Raw genomic sequence first — 20642 nt, forward strand, 5'->3', positions numbered from 1 at the left:
ACTGCTAAGGATTAGTTAGTAGCAGCGATCGAGACACTATTAGAAGAGTATGGAGTGACAGTAGCGAAGGTTTGGGTCAAAGTATCACTACCATAAGCATCAGCTTCCGCAGTAGCAAGATTACCCTTGACATAGGTCTTAGACACAACATCTTTCTTGATGTTAAAGTATTCAGAGAAATAGATTTTGCTCGAGTCATAGCCCAAGTTGAATCCACCAACAACAGAAGTTTCGGCAGTTTCCAAGTAGTTCAGGTCGGAAATAATCATGGCTTTTGTCCTTTTTATTTGTGAGTTGGTCGCTTGCAGCAACCTGTGGTTTTTCTGTATTTAATATAGCTAGGATAATCGGACCTGTGTTGCCATTTTGGCAGATTAATTGTAACAAGCAATGAAACAACAAAGGTAACTCAGTCATGGATGTACAGCGATGAAAATAGAGAGCATCCTCAGCGAGTATACCCTCTATTTTGGCTGTTATTTTCATTCTCGGACTGAACAACTGCTAAGGATTAGTTAGTAGCAGCGATCGAGACACTATTAGAAGAGTATGGAGTGACAGTAGCGAAGGTTTGGGTTAAAGTATCACTACCATAAGCATCAGCTTCCGCAGTAGCAAGATTACCCTTGACATAGGTCTTAGACACAACATTTTTCTTGATGTTAAAGTATTCAGAGAAATAGATTTTGCTCGAGTCATAGCCCAAGTTGAATCCACCTATAACAGAAGTTTCAGCAGTTTCCAAGTAGTTGAGGTCAGAAATAATCATGGCTTTTGTCCTTTTTATTTGTGAGTTTATTGCTCGAAGCAACCTGTGGTTGTTCTGTAGTTAAGATAGCTGGAATAATCCGACTTATGTTGCCATTTTGGCAGATTAATTTTAAGCGGTACTGAAAACAAAAAAGGTAGGCTACTCAATCAACTTGAGTAGGACGGGTATTGCCGAAACAGAGGAATAACTGTATTAGACTCGATCGCAAATCAGTATAAATCCACAATAGCTCAAATCGGGTTTCTGAGTATAAAGTAATTAATTTTGCTAAGGTTGCCATTTTGGCAGATTTATTGAAAGCGCGGAGTTTTGATACTTAAAAACCCGATCGCCCGCGGTGAGTCAACCAAAAAACAGGTACACCCAACGCCCGCAATCGGGTTGTCGGTCTATCGACTAAATTACTTACCCGCCCAATTAGACAAGCGCGTCTTAAATCCAGCAAAAAATCCTTGACTGGGAATTGGCAAACACTCAACCTTCTGGATCGCGAGATATTGCCCTTCCTTGACTTCAAGTCCAAAACCTCTGGTATCTGAGTGCAACTGGCTAAAAGCCTCAGTTACATAACCCCCTCGAACTCCCGCTCGTTTTTCCCTCACCACCTCCAGATGATCTAAATCAGCAATTTTGCCCAATGCAGACTTAGTTTCCGATTTACTCGACTTGCTGATTTGACTGTTTTCCTTAAGCAAGCGGTTGGAAGTACGGTAAGGGATATAGTCGAGAGGGTTGTAACCCGTGCACCGCAAAAGTAAAAAACAAGCCCAAGAATACTTTCCTGCCAGGATGGCTGAAATTATCTCATCCAATTGTTCTGGTTTGATTCCAACTTGGGAATGATTGGCAGAATTGTGGAATTGGGAATTCATTATTTTATCCTGTTTTGTGTATATAGAGTGACAAAGGACAACAACCACTTAACTAAGTTCTACAAACTCATGCCGCCTTTTTGTAGTTGCTTGAGAGGGTCAAGCAAAACGTCGGCTATGCTGCGCTGGCGGATGACAATTTCTGCAGTAGCTGTCTGGCCAGCTTTGAGTTTCCAGGTTTGATTGTTGGCTTTCACTGAGTCTCGATCGATACTCACTTCCACCCGGTAAAAAACACCCAATCGCTCGTCTGTTTTGGCATCCGGCGAAATAGATAAAACTTTTCCCGGAATCACGCCGTAATTTTGATAAGGAAAAGCATCGAATTTGACTTGCACCGGCATTCCGGTTTTGACAAATCCCGCTTCTCGGTTCGGCAAACTGACTTCCAGCACCAGAGGAGCCTGATTCGGAGTCATTTCTGCAATAGTTTGACCCGGTTGAACTACTTCGCCAGTGTTGTGAATGTTGAGTGCGGAAATCACTCCGCTAACGGGTGCGTAGAGAAATCTTTGTTTGAGCTGATTTTTTGCTTGAGCGAGCAGGGTTTGGGTTTCGGCAATTTTGGATTTGACTTGATTTAATTCCATTTCCAACTGCTGAATTTTTTGCTCTTTTTCTAACTGCGTTTGGCGCGCTGCGGCTTGTTTGCTGGCGGCTTCGGCTTGCAGTCGATCGACTTCTGCCAGTTGTTGGGCTAATTCACCTTGGGCTTTAGAAATGGCGCTTGTTCGATCGCGCAAATTTTGCTCGACTTCAAACAACCTTTCCTTAACCCCAGTTGCATCAGACAGTTGACTCCTGATGGCAGCACTTTGCCTGTCGCGAACGGTTTGCTCGACTTCAAAGGCGCGATCGTCAGCCTGAGTTGTCTCCCCCAACTGGCTTCTAATCACCGCATTTTCACTTTCTCGCAGAGCTTCCTCAGCTTGAAACAATACGTCTTTTGACAGTGCTCCTTCATCTACCAAAGGTTTGAGACGCGCGATCCGTTCTTTGTGAGCAGTCACTTTTGCTTGCAATTGCCCCAGCAATTCTTGACTTTTGCGTTGCAATGGTTTCACCTGATCCCGCCGCCCTTGCTGGGAGTTAATATCTGTTTTCAGTTGCGAGAGCAAGTCTTGCACATCCTTTTCCAGAGGTTTGAGCTGTTGCTTGCGCCCTTGCTGAGACACTAAATCTGCTTGCAATTGCTCGATTTGAGACTGCGTGGTGGCCGCTGAAGCGCGAGCACGGGCGATCGCAGCTTCAGCCCCCCGCTGGTCTGCAGCAGCAATAGCTTGGCTCGCTTCCGCTTCAAGTCGAGTTCTCTCGATCGAACTAATCTGCTGCACCAATTGAATTCGATCGGCGTCCAGAATTTTCTCAAGACGCTCCACCTCGCTCTGGGCATTCGACGGGTCTAATTCGGCCAATAATTGTCCAGCTTTGATTTTTTGACCTTCTTTGATAGCGAGGTTAATAATTTTTCCCGTCTCCGTCGGATGAATTTTGTAAACAGCACCTTTGGGAACTAATTTGCCCTGAGCATGACCAACTTGGTCAATTTTTCCCAAAGTTGCCCACGCTCCAAAAGCTACGAAAAAAACAATTCCTCCTAATATCAACCGCTGGGGAAAAGATACTGGTGGCTTGTCGAGTACCGAGTGCAAAGAAGTAGACCAATTCTTAGCATCAGGCTGCCGTAATTTGGCAATATTGATACCGTCATTAGTTTGAGAAGAGCGATTTTGAAACTCGACTAATTCTAAAGATCGGTCTTTTTTTCGGGCTTCGTTTTCTTGCCTTGAAGCTACACCCCCATAGACTTCACCTATTTCGTTAGGAGCATGGCCTAATTCTTTCTCATCTTGTGAAAACATTGTATTTCCTCCAAGTTAATCTGTATGACTGTTGGCAGTTAGCAGTTGTTAGGAGTTGTCAGTCAGGAGTCAGAAGTTAGGAGTTAGGAGTCAGGAGTAAGTGAACATTCTCTTTAGCCTTGTGTTCGTTGCTAATGACTAATGACTAATGACTAATGACCCATGACCAATGACTAATAACTAATTACTAATGAACAATGACCAATGACTAATTACTAATGAACAATGACCAATGACTAATGACTTAAATATCGAGTTGTTGCTGAGCGAGGTGATAGTAAAGTCCGCGTTCAGCCATCAATTCGTCGTGGTTGCCTTGTTCGGCTAAAATGCCTTTGTCTAGAACCAAAATTCGATCGGCATTACGCACCGTAGACAACCGATGAGCGATAATAAACGCAGTGCGATCGCGACTAATGCGGGCGAGATTTTGCTGAAACCTGCGTTCAGACTCCGTATCCAGCGAAGAAGTTGCTTCATCCAAAACCAAAATCCGGGGATCTCCCAAAAGAGCGCGGGCGATCGCAATTCGCTGCCGCTGGCCCCCAGACAAACTCGTTCCCCTTTCCCCCACTGGAGTTTGATAACCCAGCGGCATATCTTGAATAAAAGCATGAGCTTCTGCTAGCTTCGCCACTTCTATCGCCTCTTCCAAGCTTGCAGAAGCAGCATCGTTTCCGTTTTTATACAGCGTAATATTTTCCAAAATCGTTCCCGAAAACAAGAAACAATCTTGAGGAACAACACCCAACTGAACTCGCAGCGACTGCAAAGAAATGTGCCGAATATCGTGGCCGTCAATTGTCAGCCGCCCCTTTTCTGGATAATAGAAACCTTGCAGCAGCTTCACCAAAGTGCTCTTACCGGAACCGCTGCGGCCGACAATTGCCACAGTTTCTCCAGCTTGCACCTCAAAGGAAAGATTTTGCAGCGTATTGCGTTCCTCATCCTGAGCATAACGAAAAGAAACATTGTCAAACTTGACGTTTCCCTGAATGCGAGGCAGCACCAGCATTGGCTTGTAAGGGCTTTCTTCGGGTTGGGCAGAGAATACATCATCCAAACGCTCGATCGAAACGACCACTTCTTGAAACTCATCCCACAGTCCCACCACTGAAAGCACAGGAGAAATCACGTTCCCAATCATCATATTAAAAGCCACAAATTGACCGATAGTCAACTCGTCTTGAATCACCAGCATTGCCCCGTACCACAGCAAAGCCGTGCTGCCCAAAGTATTAATCCCACCCCCAATTACCTGCAAAGAATTAGCCAACTTCTGCCCGCGAAATTTAGCATTAATCATGCAGGTTAATTGGTCTTCCCAGCGCCAGCGCATTTCTCGCTCAGCAGCAGTGGCCTTAACCGTCGCCACCCCAGTAATCATTTCCACCAAAGATGAATTTTGCTTGGCACTTTCTGTAAAAATCTCCCGCGACACTTTTCGCAAAAACGGAGTTGCCACTAAAGTCAAAATCACGATCGGCGGAATCAAAGCCAGCACCAACAAAGCCAGACGCCAGTTATAGTAAACCATCAGTCCGATGTAAACTACAGCCATCAAAGCATCCAACCAAGCCGTAATAGCTTGGCGAGTCAAAAATGCCTGAATTTTTTGATTTTCCTGAACCCGCGTCAAGATATCGCCCACCTGACGAGATTCAAAAAACTTGATCGGCAAACTAAGAGTGTGACTGATAAAGCCGCTAATTAAAGTCAGGTCAATGCGGTTCGACAAATAATCCAGCAAATACTGTCTCGTTGCGCCCAACAGCGTTCGCCAAACACTAAACAGCAGCAGTCCGATCGCAAAAACGTGCAGAGTTACTATGCTTTTGCTAACAACCACTTGGTCGAGAATTACTTGGGTAAATAGGGGAGTAACTAGACCAAATATTTGGAGCAACAAGGAGAGTATCAAAATTTTGGCAATCGCAGCGCGGTAGGGCCAGACTATGCCAACAAAATCTTTAATTTTAATGCCTTGATCTTCGGCACTGTGATTGCGGTATAGTTCCGCTGTCGGGTCTAAAATTAGGGCGTAGCCAGTCCAATTGTCGGTAAAATTTTTAACGGTCATCCACCGCTTGCCAGCGGCCGGATCGGCTACTAAAACCTGTTGATTTTTAAAGCGATAAACTGCCACGTAGTGATTGCCTTGCCAGTGAGCAATCCAGGGATTTTGATTTCGCAGCGGAGTTAAAGAAGCTCGGACGGGACGGGTGTGAAATCCCATCCTTTCCGCTGCTTTTGCCAGACTCTTGAGCGACGCGCCACTGCGGCCAATTTCTGCCAATTCGCGCAAGTAATTTAGGCTGAATTTTTTACCCCAATATTCGCTAATCATGGCTAAGCAAGTAGCTCCACAATCTGCTGTGCTCTGTTGTTGAATGAATGGGTATCTGCTGCTCAACCAGAGCCGCTGCTTGGGTTTGGGAAAGCTGATGATTCCGGCTGCGGGTTTTTGCTGAGCAAATGCGGTTAATTTTGATGGCTCGGTTTGTGAGGTAGATCGGGCATCTTGGGGCGGCGTTACTAAGCTTAAAATTTGAGGTTTGCGGATGATTTTAGGGCGGGAATTGCTTTCGGAACTAATTGTGGCCTTAGCGATTTCCCACTGTTCGCTGCTCAGCTGGTAAAGTAGCAGATCTGTTACCGCTATCCAGTCGCTCTTTACATCTGAATGCTCCCAGTTACTGCCGATAATTGGCGGTGCTTGACCTTGAATTTGACCGCTGCGGAGCCAAAAAAGATTGTTGGAGTTTTGGCAATGCTCAGCGAGGGAAACTCCGGCAGGAATTCGGCTTTCTTCTATGTAAGGAAGTAAATGCGGCCACAGAAGCTGTTGTTGGTGGGGAGGGAGCGATCGCAAATCTGTTTGTGTCTTGAAAAATATTAACCGCTGTCGCTCTTGAAATTCTTGCTGCAAATGCTGTTGCAGTTGCGGGCATTCTTCTAAAATAAGCTGCATTGTGGTGGCCGCAATTCGAGCAATTTGGCAAGTGTCGGCTGCAATTACCCTGTAAGGCAATCCGCTGTCTATAAATCGGTCATCTGTCCCAAATATTGCTCCGACTTCCAGTACAATCGCCGAAATCTCCTGCTGGTGAGACGCTTCTACCGCTAGCAGCCTGACTCTTCCCTCGCAAACTAAATAAAAATGGCGATCGCTCTGTTCCTGTTCAACTAAATTGTTGCTATTATGGGGTATTTGATATTGAGTAATTTCATCTCCGAGCTGAAACTCGCAAATTTCACAGACTGTATTTAATTTCGCCACTAATGTCGGTCCTGCACCGACTTCCTCGAAAATTTTCTGAATAGCCGGGAAATTTTTCAAGGCTTCTGGGGTTTGAAAAATGTGATTTTTAACCCCTAAAATTTTTTTCATAACTTACCCTGTCAAAAAGTTGTTTCAAATTTTTTGAATTACAACTAACCCGGTTATGAGCAATTTTTATTGGTTTAGTCGCAATTGAGTTGGCTTAAAAACTGTTTGTCGATATGTCCGACTAACACCTCTTGGTTACGGCATCCCTTCAACGCCTTTAGGATATATAAAATTGCGTTTTTTCAGGATTGTGTGGTGATTACGTAAGTGTGGTTTTGGCTGGCTCCCAGTTTAACTTATAGAATCGTGATTTGGGCTACCTTTGATGGCAATCTTTACCTAATCTTTATAAATTTACCGTAATTATACGGAGATATGTGAAGATTGTGTGAAGCTGGGAGGCAAATGTTGTGTCCGCTATACGTGTATCTACACAGAAGTTGACATTCAGGATTCAAAACCCATCAATTTTTGACGATCGTTTGTGAAGTCCAGATTCCAAACATTGTAAAGAAATATTGATTGCTATTAGTTTGTAGCAGCAATTCAAGCAATTAATGGTTCTTCCTTACTTAGTATGCTAAAATCTTATGAAGACAGCGATCGTTGAAGTTAAACATAAAAAAATTAATGACAAAAATCCTGTATCCATCTAATGTAATTTTAGGGGATAGCTTAGAGAGAGAAGCAACAATTATTTGAGAATTTACCCTCAAAAATACAACAGAATTTTGCCCAGTATGTAGCCAAACAAGCCGCCGTATTTATCAAAAAAAAACGCATTTACTTAGAAATTTACCAACGACTAATAGAAGATATTTCTATTAGTAAGATTGTGCAATAAAAAAAGATAAAAGACATTTTTTTACACAGAAACATGAGGGACCTCCTGAATTATCTTGAAAATAATCATAAAAAAACACAGCGATTAATTGCTTTGGTCTATGAACAGTTACAACAATTTATCCAAAATGCCGAACCATTACATCATGAAAAACAAGCTTTACTAGAATCCCAAAAAGTGACAATTATTGCTGGTGGAGTCGGTCAAAAACCCAAACTATCTATTCCCGAACAAATAATTTTAACTTTGTTCTATCTTAGGACTAGGACAACACTTCAACTTCGGGGCATCCCATTTGGAGTTAGTGAGTCCACAGCTAATGATACATTTAACTATTGGTTTGGACGCCTGCTTTGATTGCTACCATCTAGCTGGCTGGAAGAAGTAAAAAAACGCTGCTGATCGTGCAATAGTTAAGGAAATATTCACAGAATATTAATTAATAGTAGATACCTAGGAACAAGTCAGAGAAATACCTGGAACTCGTGCTGAACAAGAAAAATACTTTTCAGGCAAGAAGACTAACCATAAGCTGTCGTGCATTTAAATTGTAGGTTTGAGGCGCGCTGGACGCCCAACCCTACTCTCCACCAGAGTTTTATTGTTTTTTAATAGACAATTTAAAGACCGCAACAGCTTACTTTTAAAAATTAAATAATTTTCATGCCAGATGGTAGAGAGATAGTTGGTGTTGTGGCAGGGGAGTCTTAACCTAAAAGGGATATAACCTTATTCTGGGAATATCGCGAACGAGTTTGACCCTCAACAAAGATTTAAGAGATATCAAGCTTACGTTGGATAAAATTCAATAACAACTCCCATTAAAAAAATCACAAAATTAGAATTCACAACTGGACATAAAAACAAAACAAAGCGTTTGCTTGTAGCAAAAATTTTGTCTAACATCGAAATTATAAATGTCAAGAAACTTCGATATTTACAATCAATATTTAGATAAAATTGCTAAAAATATGAGCCAGTAATTTTAAGTGTTTGTGGAAGAGTCAGGTTGCGAATTGCAACGCTACTACTGCCCTTAGAAAAAGCGTTGAAAGCGTCAGATAAAAATTAACACAGCTCACTCAATATGTTGGTACAATTATCAACCATACACATCTCAGAGTCTGGTTTGATCTTACACGCTAGCTAATTTAGGATGATTGCATTTACGTCCTACAACTTAACTATACATAAGCTTTGATTGTTTTCGGAGATGTGTTCTACAGAGGGACAGTGGTTTTTGAATTAGGGATAACCCTTCCTTTTCTGACCTTTTTTACAGCGTCTATAAAAGGTAGATATAGAAGCCCAATCGCGTTCCGCACTGGGTTTACGGGCGGCTGACTTGAGCTTTTTCGCAAAAGCGAACTATGCAGGCAATATCTTTACAGAGTGCGTACAACATAGTCTTACTAATATCTGCGTTGTCCATCCAAACTCTGACAGCTTTTTTTCTAATGAACTCGCCTGTTCGGATGGCTTCATCAAGTGCACAGTATTGCTCTCTCGTTCTGTTTTTTAGCTTTGCTTTTCTTACTATTATGGTATGATTATATCAAACTTCAGCACTTTTTATCCAGGAAAGTCCTAGATAAAAGCCGCACATAAGTGCGGGGCTTTAAACCCCATTTTTCGGTAAAAATTATCTAAAACCCTATGGGAGCAAGGAGCAGTAACCCCCTCGAAGCAGCCGGCTCGACTCATGAGCCGATCAAAATAGGCGTGTTGCATTCGCTGACGGGCACGATGTCCATCAGCGAAATTTCTGTTAAAGATGCGACGGTGTTGGCTGTTGAGGAAATTAATGCGGCGGGAGGGGTACTCGGACACCCCTTGGAAGCGGTTATAGAAGATGGAGCCAGCGATTTGCAAACTTTTGCTCAAAAAGCTAAGCAATTGCTCTTTGAAGCTCAGGTGGCGGTGGTATTTGGCTGTTGGACTTCGGCGAGCCGCAAAGCTGTACAGCCGGTTTTCGATCAGGGCAAAGGGTTGCTGTTCTATCCGGTGCAGTATGAAGGGCTAGAACAGTGTCCGAATATTTTCTACATTGGTGCTGCCCCAAACCAACAGATTGTGCCTGGGGTGAATTACTTGCTGGCACAGGGGAAGCGGAAAATTTTCCTGTTGGGTTCGGATTATATCTTTCCCCGCACGGCAAATCGGATTGTGAAAGCTCAACTGGCTGCACAGGGGGGAGAGTTAGCGGGGGAAGTGTATCTGCCGCTGGGATCGAGGGAAGTGGGCGAGGCGATCGCACATATCTTAGCAGTGAAACCAGATGCTATTCTCAACACTCTCAACGGGGACAGCAATGTGGCTTTTTTCCAAAAGTTGCGGGAATCTGGCGTGAAACCCGATGATTTGCCAGTGATGTCGGTCAGCGTAGCAGAAGAAGAAGTGCGGGCTATCGGGCCGTCCAATATTGCCGGACATTTGGTGGTGTGGAACTATTTTCAAACGGTGGATACACCGGAAAATCGTAAATTTGTCAAGGCTTATAAAGCCCGATACGGGGAAAATCGAGTCACCGATGACCCCATCGAAGCGGCTTATTTGGGCGTTTACCTGTGGAAGCAAGCAGTAGAAAAAGCTGGTTCGACAGATGTGGTTAAAGTCAGGGCTGCTGCTAAAAATATTGAGTTTGCAGCGCCATCGGGCAAGGTAAAAATAGATGGCCAAACGCAGCATATCTGGAAAACAGTGCGGATTGGTAAAGTGAGGTTGGACGGTCAAATTGAGGAAATTTGGAATTCCGGCGCACCGGTTCGGCCAGATCCTTTTCTCAAAGGCTATCCTTGGGCGGCGGCACTGGCTACGAGGGGAATTGCTCTGGGAACTCGGGCGTCTTTGAGCGGGCTGTTTGTGATCTTGGTGCTGATAACTTGGATGGCGGTGGGAGTTGGGTGGATGGGTTCTGTGGAGATGAAGAACTATTTGCTGACAATGGACGCTGCATCAGCTCCGGCGGCGGGGGTTCCGGAAGCCGCAATGGCGGTGCTGGTGCAGCAAACTCTCTTTGTGGCGAGCCGCACTCAGCACTGGCTGCTGGCAGCTTTGGGTTTGAGTTTGATCGCGGGGATAGTGGCTTTTGTGTCGGTGTCGGCAATTATTCGGAATCTCGGCTTGCTGCGGGAAACTGCCGAACAGATGGCCAGCGGTGATTTGACGGCTCGATCGCCTGTGGTTTCTAATGACGCGATCGGCGTGCTATCTTCTACTCTCAATACAATGGCTCAGCAAATTAGCAGTTTGCTCAACGGTTTGGAGGTGCGGCAGCGGCAGCTAGAGGAACGATCGGGGGAATTGGAAGTCGCTAAGAATGCTGCCGAAGCTGCCAACCGGGCGAAAAGCACTTTTTTGGCAAATATGACTCACGAGTTGCGGACGCCCTTGAATGCGATTATCGGCTACAGCGAGCTGCTGCAAGAAGAGGCTCTGGAACTCGGCGAAGAAGAGTTTGTGATGGATTTGGCAAGCATTAATATCGCAGGCAAGCAGTTGCTCACCATTATTAGTGACATCCTGGATATTTCTAAAATAGAAGCAGGAAAGATGACTCTTTTCTTGGAGACTTTTGATGTGTTGAATTTGCTAGAGCAGGTTGTCACTATGGTTCAACCCCAGCTAGGGAAAAATGGCAATACTTTGATGGTCAATTGCGATCGCAATATTGGCACGATCTACTCCGATTTGTCGAAGCTGCGACAAGCGCTGTTGAATTTGGTGAGCAATGCTGCTAAGTTTACCGATCGAGGCAAAATTACGATTAATGTTTGGAAGGAAGAAGGGGAGGTTTTGCCGATCGGCAATTCCGAAGAACTCTCGGCAGATCCTTCTCGGTGTCAACAGCCTTCGATCGTTTTTCAAGTAACCGATACCGGCATCGGGATGACTGAGGATCAGGTGTCGAGGCTGTTCGGAGCTTTCGCTCAAGCTGACGATTCTACTACCCGCAAATACGGCGGCACCGGTTTGGGGCTGACAATTAGCCGGAAGTTTTGCCAGATGATGGGCGGGGACATTACGGTTGATAGCGAGTTTGGGTGCGGTTCTAGTTTTACGATCCGGTTGCCGGTTGTGGTTACAAGCCCGAAAGAAGCGCCGGACGATCGAGAAATCGCAGAAATGCAACCGAAGTTTTCCGACGATTTAGAAACGAGTGTAGCGGCGACTGAAGCGAAGCAAAAAGTAGTGCGATCGCAACCGCTGGATCTGCCGGATGCTGCTACTGTGCTGGTGATTGACGACGATCCAGACGCGCGGGATTTGATGACCCGCTGCTTGTCGAAACAGGGATTTCGGGTGCGATCGTCGGCTAGCGGTCAAGGGGGGCTTCTGTTGGCTAAGGAGTTGCTGCCGGACGCGATTATTCTGGACGTGATGATGCCAAGTATGGACGGCTGGGCGGTGCTGTCGGCATTGAAAGCCGATCGAGATTTGGTTGATATTCCAGTGATTATGATAACTTTTTTGGACGACCAAAATCAGGGGTTGGAATTGGGAGCGGCGGAGTATGTGAGGAAGCCTGTGGATTACAAGCGCTTTGCTGCTTTATTGAGCAAATATCAGGGTATCTAGAAGTAGTTATTAGTCATATCAATTCTGGTTGCACGAGGAAGATATTGTTGACTGTTAACTGTTGGGTGTTGAGTAAAATTATGCTTTCGGAACAACTGGCTGTTTAGACATTTAAACAATACCGATGCAACCGGAAACGATATCAGCAGTCCTTAGCCCTGGAACTCTGAAAAGTGAAATACTAACTGTTATAATGTTGTGAATTCTTAACAGTTATAGCAACTGCGAAAACGCTGAGGACGTTATTAATTGTTGAAATTATTGCTTGGATAGTTTTCTGCCGAAGGTCTTCTGCTATAACTGTTACCACTTACCAAAAATATTTTAATATTTAATCGAGCGGCGTTGCTGAATCACGGTATGAAAATAGATAAGTTGGAAATTCCGAAGATGTTCTGACGCGCTGGTTTCTTTTTTTGCAGATTGAGTTGTTCATACCGTAAATCAGCAACGCCAGAGTGGCGTTGGTTGGGGCATTGTTCCAGTGAAGGTAGGTTACGAGGGTTGATCGCCTGCATCACTCGCCACAGTTGCATCGGGTGCTACCGATTCTAGCTCTGGTGGCAGATGATTGGTGATGAAGGAACTCCAATGAGCTATCCCACCTGAATCAAATTCCATCTGCAAAATTGACGCATTCGGTACTGGAAAGCCTCGCGAAAATCCCAAAAGCCGATTCATCGCAACGGCATCAATTAACTTTGGGTTAGCCAAAATCTGCCACAGCATTGCTTTGATAAAAAATCCATGTGAAAAGACAATTACAAAACCGGATTGTTGTTGCAACTGGTTTATGAAAGTTCGGACTCGTTCCATCAGTTGAACCAAGGATTCGGCGTTGGTTCCATCGACATATTCAGGGTCGCAGCGATCCCAGTAAGCTTTGCTCAGAGGTTTGCGCTCCAGGATTGTGGTTGGTCGATCGAACTGTAGACCCAGATAGGTAAATTCCTGAACTTGCCAAACCTCAACGGGTGTATGTGGAAATTGTTCAATTAATGGTTGAGCAGTGAGTTGTGTTCTCAGATAAGGTGAAGTCACAATCAAGTCTGGAGTTTGTTTAACGGCGGTTGGAATACATCTTGATTGTCGATCGCCCAATTCACTTAAGGCATTTTCATGGGGCCCAATAGTTGCCAACCCTGCATTGGATTGACTTTGACCATGACGAATAATCCAAATAGACACAGTTTGATATTCCCTCTCATTTACGGTAAAAATCACTTCTAGGGTGTTGCTGAATCACGGGATGAAAATAGATAACTGGGAAATTCCGAAAATGTTCTGAAGCGCTTGTTTCATTTTTTGCAGATTTAGTTCTACCATAAATCAGCAACGCCGATTGTTAAAATTGGCATGGTCAAATAAATCACTTGAGACGATTCAATGGCTCTATCGCCTGCGTCAATAACTTATCTAAAAAAGTTTAATTAGTCATTAGTTAACAGCGAAAAACTAATAACTAATGACCAATGACTAATTAATCTAAGAAGCCCATTAATGTTGAGCTGTCGTCAATTTCGTTTGAGGCAATAGGGCGGTTTCCTCCCATTGTGGAGTAAACTTCATCAATGTGCAGAGTGCTGATGCCAATAGGGCGGGCACCGGACATACTGAACATTTCGCTGACTTGCATGGCGCTGGAGCCGATCGGGCGATTGCCGAGTGTAGCAACCACTTCAAAGTCGCTGGATTCGACTGGGCGATTGCCTACAATGCCGTAGGTTTCGCTGATGTGCAGGGTGCTAGTGCCGATCGGGCGATCCCCCGATATCGAGACGATCTCGCTGATGGTAAAATCGTCTGGCCCCACGGGGCGGTTGTCATGCAGGTGTGGCGGCTGATAAAGTTGAATTCCTGTTGCTTTGGCATCCGTGGGTTCTGTCGGTTGGCTTTTGGAACCTCCTTTGCCGCGGCGGGCGATCGCTTTGCCTTTGCCTGTACCTGTGCTCCTCGTATCCATAATTCTTTTCCTCGTTTATTGCTGTTGATTGCTGGGTTCGGACAACTGCTTTTGTGGGCTTTCTGCTTTCTATTTCGGCCGATGATTAAAATAATATTACAAAGTCTAACTATTTTTTTAACGAAATTGCAGAATCTCTGCATTTTTGTTAAGATTTATGGGTAATAGCTACATTTTCCTATGGTAACTGCGGCAGCATCTTTTCAATTGCAAGCGCCCTTCCAGCCCACAGGCGACCAACCGCTAGCGATCGAGCAACTTGTCAAAGGCATCGAAGCCGGGGATCGATTTCAAACCTTACTCGGTGCTACAGGTACGGGCAAAACCTTCTCCATTGCCTCGGTGATTGAAAAAGTCGGCAGACCCACCTTAGTCCTAGCACACAACAAAACCCTGGCAGCTCAACTGTGCAACGAACTGCGAAATTTTTTCCCGAACAATGCAGTCGAATACTTTGTCAGTTATTACGACTACTACCAACCTGAAGCATACATCGCCGTCACCGATACTTTCATTGAGAAAACGGCAGCAATTAACGACGAGATCGATATGTTGCGGCACTCCGCTACGCGATCGCTCTTTGAACGCCGCGACGTAATTGTAGTTGCTTCAATTAGCTGCATTTACGGTTTGGGAATGCCCGCAGAATACCTGAAAGCGGCTATTCCTTTGCGAGTAGGAATGGAAGTCAATCAGCGGCAAGTTTTGCGCGATTTAGTTAACGTCCAATACAGCCGCAACGATATAGATTTAGGCAGAGGCAAATTTCGCGTTAAAGGCGATGTTTTGGAAATCGGCCCCGCTTACGAAGATAGAATTATTCGCGTTGAATTCTTCGGCGACGAAATTGATGCAATTCGCTACGTTGACCCGGTAACAGGTAAAATCCTGCAGAGTTCAACGGCTTTAAATATCTATCCAGCGCGCCACTTTGTCACGGCAGAAGATAAATTAGAGGCAGCTTGCCAAGGAATAGAACTCGAATTAGAAGACCGACTGGCAGAATTTGAGAAACAGGGTAAACTATTAGAAGCTCAGCGGTTGGAACAGCGTACGCGCTACGATTTAGAAATGCTGCGCGAGGTAGGTTACTGCAACGGAGTCGAGAATTATTCGCGGCATTTAGCAGGGAGAAATGCCGGGGAACCGCCAGAATGTTTGATTGATTATTTCCCGAAAGATTGGATGTTGGTAATAGATGAATCTCACGTCACAGTGCCGCAAATTCGGGGGATGTACAACGGCGACCAAGCGCGCAAAAAAGTATTAATAGAACACGGTTTCCGCTTGCCCAGCGCTGCCGATAACCGCCCTTTAAAAGCAGAGGAATTCTGGGGAAAAGAAAATCAGTGCATCTTTGTTTCTGCTACGCCGGGGGATTGGGAAATGGAGATATCTGAAGGCAGAGTTGCCGAGCAAGTAATTCGCCCTACCGGAGTAGTAGATCCGACAATTTTCGTGCGCCCGACGGAAGGACAAATTGATGATTTGTTGGGGGAAATCAAGGAGAGAGTAAGTCGGGACGAGCGAGTTTTGGTGACGACTTTAACGAAGCGGATGGCGGAAGATTTAACCGAATATTTGCAGGAAAGGGGAATTAGAGTGCGGTATTTGCACTCGGAAATCCAGTCGATTCAACGCATTGAAATTATCCAAGATTTGCAGGATGGTAAGTTTGATGTATTGATTGGTGTTAACTTGCTGCGGGAAGGTTTGGATTTGCCGGAAGTGTCGCTGGTGGTAATTTTGGATGCGGATAAAGAGGGGTTTTTGCGATCGGGACGTTCTTTGATTCAAACGATTGGAAGGGCGGCGCGGCACATTCAGGGACAGGCTATTTTGTACGCGGATAATATGACGGATAGTATGGTTAAGGCGATCGACGAAACGGATCGACGCCGGGGGATTCAGCTAGCGTACAATAAGATGCACGGGATTACGCCGCAGCCGATCGCGAAAAAGCGATCGAGCAATGCGATTTTGGCATTTTTGGATGTGTCGCGCAAGCTGAATTCTCAGCAGTTGGAGGAGGTTTACGAACAGGTAAACGAGTTATCTTTGGATGAGATTCCTCAGTTGATCGGGCGGTTGGAAGCGCAGATGAAGGCGGCGGCTAAGAAGTTGGAGTTTGAGGAGGCGGGTAAATTGCGCGATCGGATTAAGCATTTGCGGGATAAGCTATTGGGACATTAAGCTTGTTGTCAGGGAATTGAGGGGAGTTTTTAACCGCAGATGCACGCAGATAAACGCTGATGAATTGCTGAAGTCTGGGACTTTGCGGAGTTTTTGCAGGAAAAACAGCAAAAAGTGCGATCGTATTAAGCATTGAGGTGAAGTGCGATCGCCCTTTACCATTGTCGTATTTTTTGGATGGGAAGGGCGATCGTACTTTTTACCAGATTCCTAGCCTTTGGGCTGATTCGCGATCGGATAAGTTTTTGTCTGAGCGTTAATCATCAGAAAAGTTACATAACTATTGAGCTTGTCCAAACTTAGCTATGAAATCGTAAATTTGGTCATTACTCAGGCGGCCAAAGTCTGGCGGGTTAACTATGCCCCTGCCTTTGACTACCAGTTGGGCTATAGCAATCAGCATGGTACGGACTTGCCAGCCTAAAGGGTTAGGATACAATTGTCCGTCTTGTGGGTTACAGTTGTGGAACATCTATTTCAAAGTAGTTGGGTTTACTTGTGTTGGTTTGACCTCTTAACTTCAGACCAACTGAGCTACCTAGCGAAAGCGAGGGCACTGTCTGAATTTGTACTTCAGGCGGGCCTTTTCCGTTTTTAGTGACTGGGTATCCTCATCAATAATTATAGATCAGTGTTTAGACTTGTAGCTAGCATGACTTGACATTTTTTTGATCGTGGGCTATCCTGTTAACAGGAACAGCAAACTGGTTGCCCTACTCTGGGCAAACAACGGTCCCTATTAGGGATTGAAATATGCTTGCTACAAGTCAAGTTTGCTATTCCAAGCCCTCCTATTTAAACTCCATGTTTTTTAGGAGGGTAAATCCCTATCAGGGAAAGTTAAGAGAACGTTTACTTTAAAAGTCTTGTTGACTATGATTGGGGCTTTGCGAAACGAGGGAAATAGATTACTCACTTCAGGATAGTACGGGCTCGCTCACCCCTCTCTCCCATTTCCTCTGCGTCAAGAGCGATCGCCCAAAACATCCTCTGTCATTGTGGTACGGGCGTCTCGCCCGTACATCATATCCAGTTGAAATATTCATTAACCACAAAAAGGTCGATCGCCTAAAACACCACCAAAACCAACTACTTACTCAATACCACAGCATCCGTACTGCTAGCAAAAGCCGGACGAATAAATTCCTCCTTCTCTTCCAGCGTGATGTAACCTTTATCTACAGCTAGCTGCATCACTTCCTCAAGAAAACCTCTGAGCACATCTAATACGTGAGTGCGATCGAACTCAAATTGCTTTTCCCAGCACGAAGTCCCAAACTTGATCCAAGTGCAGTTAATCTTATTGTCGATCGGTATCAACATAATAGTGAACCAACTCTCACCAAAGTCTATTTCTATTGGTTTACCTTGCGATAGCTTCGCAATTTCCTTGGGAAAGTAATTGTCAATCATCATACAGATATCTGGATCTAAAAATACCTCTTTTTGAGCCTCACCTATTTCTATGAAAACTTTATGGTTGTATTCAAAACAGAAACATCGCCATCCCATTTCAAAATGAGAAAGCTCTCCCAATGGATCTTCAGGAGGATCTGCGTAGTTTTCTAAGAAACGCTCGGATAATTTAAAATTAAATTTTTGACTGCTATTCATCGCTGTTCATCCTAAACAATATAAAAACTTAATAAGTTGGGTTTCGTTTCGTGACCTCAACCCAACCTACTAATACCAAATTCGCGGTAAATTTTGCCTCTATTTCTTAGTCCGCGAAGGCGGACTTTGTTTGTGTAGTAGCGGTTTCAACCGCCGATAGAGGGAGTAATAAACTTACGGTGTCGGATTCGGATACTTAGCTTGCACCGCATCGATTTCTGCTATGATATGCTTATCCAAATTCACCTCCAAACTACCGATATTTTCCTCCAACTGTTCGAGACTTGTTGCACCGATAATAGTGCTAGTTACAAACCAGCGCGATCGCACATACGCCAAAGCCATCTGCGCCGGACTTATCCCATGTTTCCCCGCAATCTCAACATAGGCTTTCACCGCATCATTCAGATTAGTTTTATCGTAACGCTGACCAAACCCCGCGAATAAAGCCAACCTAGAATTTTCGGGAATTCCATTCAAGTATTTACCCGTTAACAGACCAAATCCCAAAGGACTGTAAGCCATCAATCCCACATTCTTAAAACGGCAAGTTTCTGCTAAATTTAGGTGAAATGTCCGATTGCTCAAACTGAAAGCATTCTGAATCGAAACAACCTTCGGCAATCCGTGTTTTTCCGCCAAAGTGCAAAACTCGCAAACTCCCCAAGGCGTCTCGTTACTCAAACCCAAATAGCGGATTTTCCCAGCTTTAATTAAGTCAGCAAATACCTCTAACTGTTCCAAAATTGGTACAGTTTCGTGCTCTTGGGCGATGTCGTAATCCGGCGCGCCAAATAAGGGCACATAGCGGTCGGGCCAGTGGATCTGATAGAGGTCGATGTAGTCAGTTTGCAAGCGCTTCAGGCTGTCATTCAGCGCTTTTTCTACATTTGGGCGATCGATCTGATTTTTCCCTTCCCGAATCCACTTTAATCGAGTGCTTCTGCCCGCCACTTTAGTCGCTATAATGACTTTATCCCGCTGCTGTTTCGCCAACCACTCGCCGATATATTCCTCTGTTTTGCCCTGAGTTTCCGCCTTTCCAGGGACAGGATACATTTCCGCCGTATCGATAAAGTTGATTCCTCTATCGATCGCAAAATCGAGCTGTTGCGCCGCTTCTGCAACGGTGTTCTGCTGGCCGTAAGTCATCGTACCCAAACAGATTTCAGATACTGATAAGTCGCTGTCGCCGAGTTTTTTGTATTCCATGATTTAGATTGCTTGTTGCCAAATTCTCTGCTTCTATCTTACCGAAAAATTTTCATTTATTTGCCGACTCAAAAAAAGTACGTGAGGCTTAGCTCTTCCGTAAAATTCCCATTTTCCCTCTGCTACTCTGCGCCCTCTGCGGTTAAAATATTTTAAAAACTATCTGCAATTAAATGTTAATATAAATAATTACTCCCCGATAGTTTATGAGTAACAGCCCGCCAAAAGTTCCGTTTGTCAATCTCTCCCTGCAACACCAACCAATCCAATCCCAAATAGCAGAAGCAATTAGAAAAATCATACAGGAAGGAGACTTTATTTTAGGCAAAGCACTCGCCGAATTTGAAACAGCATTTGCAGCAGCTTCAGGAGTAAAATACGGCGTAGGAGTGGCTTGCGGAACAGATGCGATCGCTCTGGGACTCCAAGCTTGTGGCATTAATCCGGGCGACGAAATTATCATACCCGCTAACACTTTTATCGCCACCGCGATCGCCGTCCTCGAAGCCAAAGCTATACCTATTCTTGTAGATTGTGACCCGGAAACCGCCCTGATTGACCTCACAGCAGCCGCAACAGCAATTACCTCGAAAACTAAAGCAATTATCCCCGTACACCTCTACGGTCAAATGGTATCGCCCCGGCAGCTTTTAGATTTTGCGAACCGCCACGATTTAATCATATTTGAAGATGCCGCCCAAGCGCACTTAGCCGAAAGAGAAGGATACCGCGCGGGTTCCATTGGGAAAGCAGCAGCATTTAGCTTTTATCCCAGCAAAAACCTCGGTGCTTTTGGCGATGGCGGGATGTTAATTACTAACGATGCAGAACTCGCAGAAAAAATGCGAACTCTCCGCAATTACGGAGCACCCAGCAAATATTTGCACACAGAAATCGGTACCAACAGCCGCCTCGACAATTTGCAAGCTGCTGTGCTCAATGTTAAATTGCCTTACTTAGAAAAATGGAATCGCGATCGCACCGCCGCTGCTCAACACTACGATACTCTACTAGAACCCCTGAAACACAAAGGCATTGTACCCATCGCCAACCACAGCAGCAGCGGTCACATTTATCACCTATATGTTATCCAAATTACTGAGGAAAGCTCGATCAACCGCAACACCCTTCAGGAAAAACTAGGCCAACACGGCATTCAAACAGGCATACACTATCCCGTACCTTGTCACCTGCAACCCGCCTACCAAAACTTAGGCAATCGCGGCGACTTCCCCCACGCAGAAACCCTGTGCCAACAAATTTTATCATTGCCAATGTATCCCGGATTGAGCAATACTCAGATCGAGCAAGTTGTTCGGGCGATCGTACTATCATTGAATTGCTAATTGTTCATAAAATTTATGCTGGAGGTGTTTCAACCAGTAGGGTGCGGTTCTCAAA

General features: G+C 44.8%; 15 protein-coding genes. 4 read left to right on the plus strand and 11 right to left on the minus strand.

Annotated features, from left to right (window positions below; all coding sequences use genetic code 11):
• Positions 1-11: 11 nt before the first annotated feature.
• The 5 genes from QUA45_RS04390 to QUA45_RS04410 form a co-directional block, all read right to left on the minus strand.
• On the minus strand, positions 12-311 hold the full coding sequence (locus QUA45_RS04390) for a hypothetical protein (protein ID WP_333219658.1): 300 nt from the start codon (positions 309-311) through the stop codon (positions 12-14).
• A gap of 200 nt (positions 312-511) precedes the next feature.
• Positions 512-646, minus strand: coding sequence for a hypothetical protein (locus QUA45_RS04395; protein ID WP_333219660.1), 135 nt, complete (start codon positions 644-646; stop codon positions 512-514).
• 527 nt (positions 647-1173) lie between these two features.
• Positions 1174-1644, minus strand: coding sequence for a HetP family heterocyst commitment protein (locus tag QUA45_RS04400; RefSeq protein WP_333095317.1), 471 nt, complete (start codon positions 1642-1644; stop codon positions 1174-1176).
• Between the two features lie 59 nt (positions 1645-1703).
• On the minus strand, positions 1704-3506 hold the full coding sequence (locus tag QUA45_RS04405) for an HlyD family efflux transporter periplasmic adaptor subunit (RefSeq protein ID WP_333219662.1): 1803 nt from the start codon (positions 3504-3506) through the stop codon (positions 1704-1706).
• A 244-nt stretch (positions 3507-3750) separates the two neighbouring features.
• A complete protein-coding gene (locus QUA45_RS04410) occupies positions 3751-6897 on the minus strand; it encodes a peptidase domain-containing ABC transporter (protein ID WP_333095315.1) in 3147 nt (1048 codons plus the stop codon).
• A gap of 817 nt (positions 6898-7714) precedes the next feature.
• Between QUA45_RS04410 and QUA45_RS04415 the strand changes: the two genes are divergently transcribed.
• Complete coding sequence (locus QUA45_RS04415) at positions 7715-8038, plus strand: transposase family protein (protein ID WP_333095313.1); 324 nt, start codon at positions 7715-7717, stop codon at positions 8036-8038.
• A 1299-nt stretch (positions 8039-9337) separates the two neighbouring features.
• Positions 9338-12259, plus strand: a complete 2922-nt coding sequence (gene urtA, locus QUA45_RS04420) for an urea ABC transporter substrate-binding protein (protein ID WP_333219664.1) — start codon at positions 9338-9340, stop codon at positions 12257-12259.
• 495 nt (positions 12260-12754) lie between these two features.
• Here the strand turns inward: urtA and QUA45_RS04425 are convergent, their stop codons facing one another.
• Positions 12755-13447 carry a histidine phosphatase family protein gene (locus QUA45_RS04425; RefSeq protein ID WP_333219666.1) on the minus strand — a complete coding sequence of 231 codons (693 nt, stop codon included), beginning with the start codon at positions 13445-13447 and terminating at the stop codon, positions 12755-12757.
• A gap of 292 nt (positions 13448-13739) precedes the next feature.
• Positions 13740-14222 carry a hypothetical protein gene (locus tag QUA45_RS04430; protein ID WP_333095307.1) on the minus strand — a complete coding sequence of 161 codons (483 nt, stop codon included), beginning with the start codon at positions 14220-14222 and terminating at the stop codon, positions 13740-13742.
• A gap of 180 nt (positions 14223-14402) precedes the next feature.
• Between QUA45_RS04430 and uvrB the strand changes: the two genes are divergently transcribed.
• Complete coding sequence (gene uvrB, locus QUA45_RS04435; RefSeq protein ID WP_333219668.1) at positions 14403-16415, plus strand: excinuclease ABC subunit UvrB; 2013 nt, start codon at positions 14403-14405, stop codon at positions 16413-16415.
• On the opposite strand, the gene QUA45_RS04440 is transcribed toward uvrB, so the two are convergent.
• The 4 genes from QUA45_RS04440 to QUA45_RS04455 all read right to left on the minus strand — a co-directional run bounded on the left by QUA45_RS04440 (position 16401) and on the right by QUA45_RS04455 (position 19241).
• A complete protein-coding gene (locus QUA45_RS04440; RefSeq protein ID WP_333219670.1) occupies positions 16401-16577 on the minus strand; it encodes a hypothetical protein in 177 nt (58 codons plus the stop codon). The genes uvrB and QUA45_RS04440 overlap by 15 nt on opposite strands.
• A gap of 118 nt (positions 16578-16695) precedes the next feature.
• Positions 16696-16887, minus strand: a complete 192-nt coding sequence (locus QUA45_RS04445) for a hypothetical protein (RefSeq protein ID WP_333219672.1) — start codon at positions 16885-16887, stop codon at positions 16696-16698.
• Positions 16888-17504: 617 nt separating this feature from the next.
• Complete coding sequence (locus QUA45_RS04450) at positions 17505-18029, minus strand: hypothetical protein (protein ID WP_333219674.1); 525 nt, start codon at positions 18027-18029, stop codon at positions 17505-17507.
• 174 nt (positions 18030-18203) lie between these two features.
• The gene (locus tag QUA45_RS04455; protein WP_333219676.1) at positions 18204-19241 is read right to left on the minus strand and encodes an NADP(H)-dependent aldo-keto reductase; all 1038 of its coding nucleotides are present in this window, start codon (positions 19239-19241) and stop codon (positions 18204-18206) included.
• A gap of 206 nt (positions 19242-19447) precedes the next feature.
• Here QUA45_RS04455 and QUA45_RS04460 point away from each other — a divergent pair, with 206 nt between their 5' ends.
• A complete protein-coding gene (locus tag QUA45_RS04460; protein WP_333219678.1) occupies positions 19448-20587 on the plus strand; it encodes a DegT/DnrJ/EryC1/StrS family aminotransferase in 1140 nt (379 codons plus the stop codon).
• Positions 20588-20642 lie beyond the last annotated feature (55 nt).

The organism is Microcoleus sp. Pol12A5 (assembly GCF_036701435.1).
Taxonomy (GTDB): Bacteria; Cyanobacteriota; Cyanobacteriia; order Cyanobacteriales; family Microcoleaceae; genus Microcoleus.

Coding starts and splice junctions, on each gene's coding strand:
- QUA45_RS04455 (WP_333219676.1), bottom strand. CDS start 19,241: ATGGAATACAAAAAACTCGGCGACAGCGACTTATCAGTATCTGAAATC.
- QUA45_RS04400 (WP_333095317.1), bottom strand. CDS start 1,644: ATGAATTCCCAATTCCACAATTCTGCCAATCATTCCCAAGTTGGAATC.
- QUA45_RS04415 (WP_333095313.1), top strand. CDS start 7,715: ATGAGGGACCTCCTGAATTATCTTGAAAATAATCATAAAAAAACACAG.
- QUA45_RS04430 (WP_333095307.1), bottom strand. CDS start 14,222: ATGGATACGAGGAGCACAGGTACAGGCAAAGGCAAAGCGATCGCCCGC.
- QUA45_RS04460 (WP_333219678.1), top strand. CDS start 19,448: ATGAGTAACAGCCCGCCAAAAGTTCCGTTTGTCAATCTCTCCCTGCAA.
- QUA45_RS04405 (WP_333219662.1), bottom strand. CDS start 3,506: ATGTTTTCACAAGATGAGAAAGAATTAGGCCATGCTCCTAACGAAATA.
- uvrB (WP_333219668.1), top strand. CDS start 14,403: ATGGTAACTGCGGCAGCATCTTTTCAATTGCAAGCGCCCTTCCAGCCC.
- QUA45_RS04450 (WP_333219674.1), bottom strand. CDS start 18,029: ATGAATAGCAGTCAAAAATTTAATTTTAAATTATCCGAGCGTTTCTTA.
- QUA45_RS04440 (WP_333219670.1), bottom strand. CDS start 16,577: ATGGTAAAGGGCGATCGCACTTCACCTCAATGCTTAATACGATCGCAC.
- QUA45_RS04445 (WP_333219672.1), bottom strand. CDS start 16,887: ATGTTCCACAACTGTAACCCACAAGACGGACAATTGTATCCTAACCCT.
- urtA (WP_333219664.1), top strand. CDS start 9,338: ATGGGAGCAAGGAGCAGTAACCCCCTCGAAGCAGCCGGCTCGACTCAT.
- QUA45_RS04410 (WP_333095315.1), bottom strand. CDS start 6,897: ATGAAAAAAATTTTAGGGGTTAAAAATCACATTTTTCAAACCCCAGAA.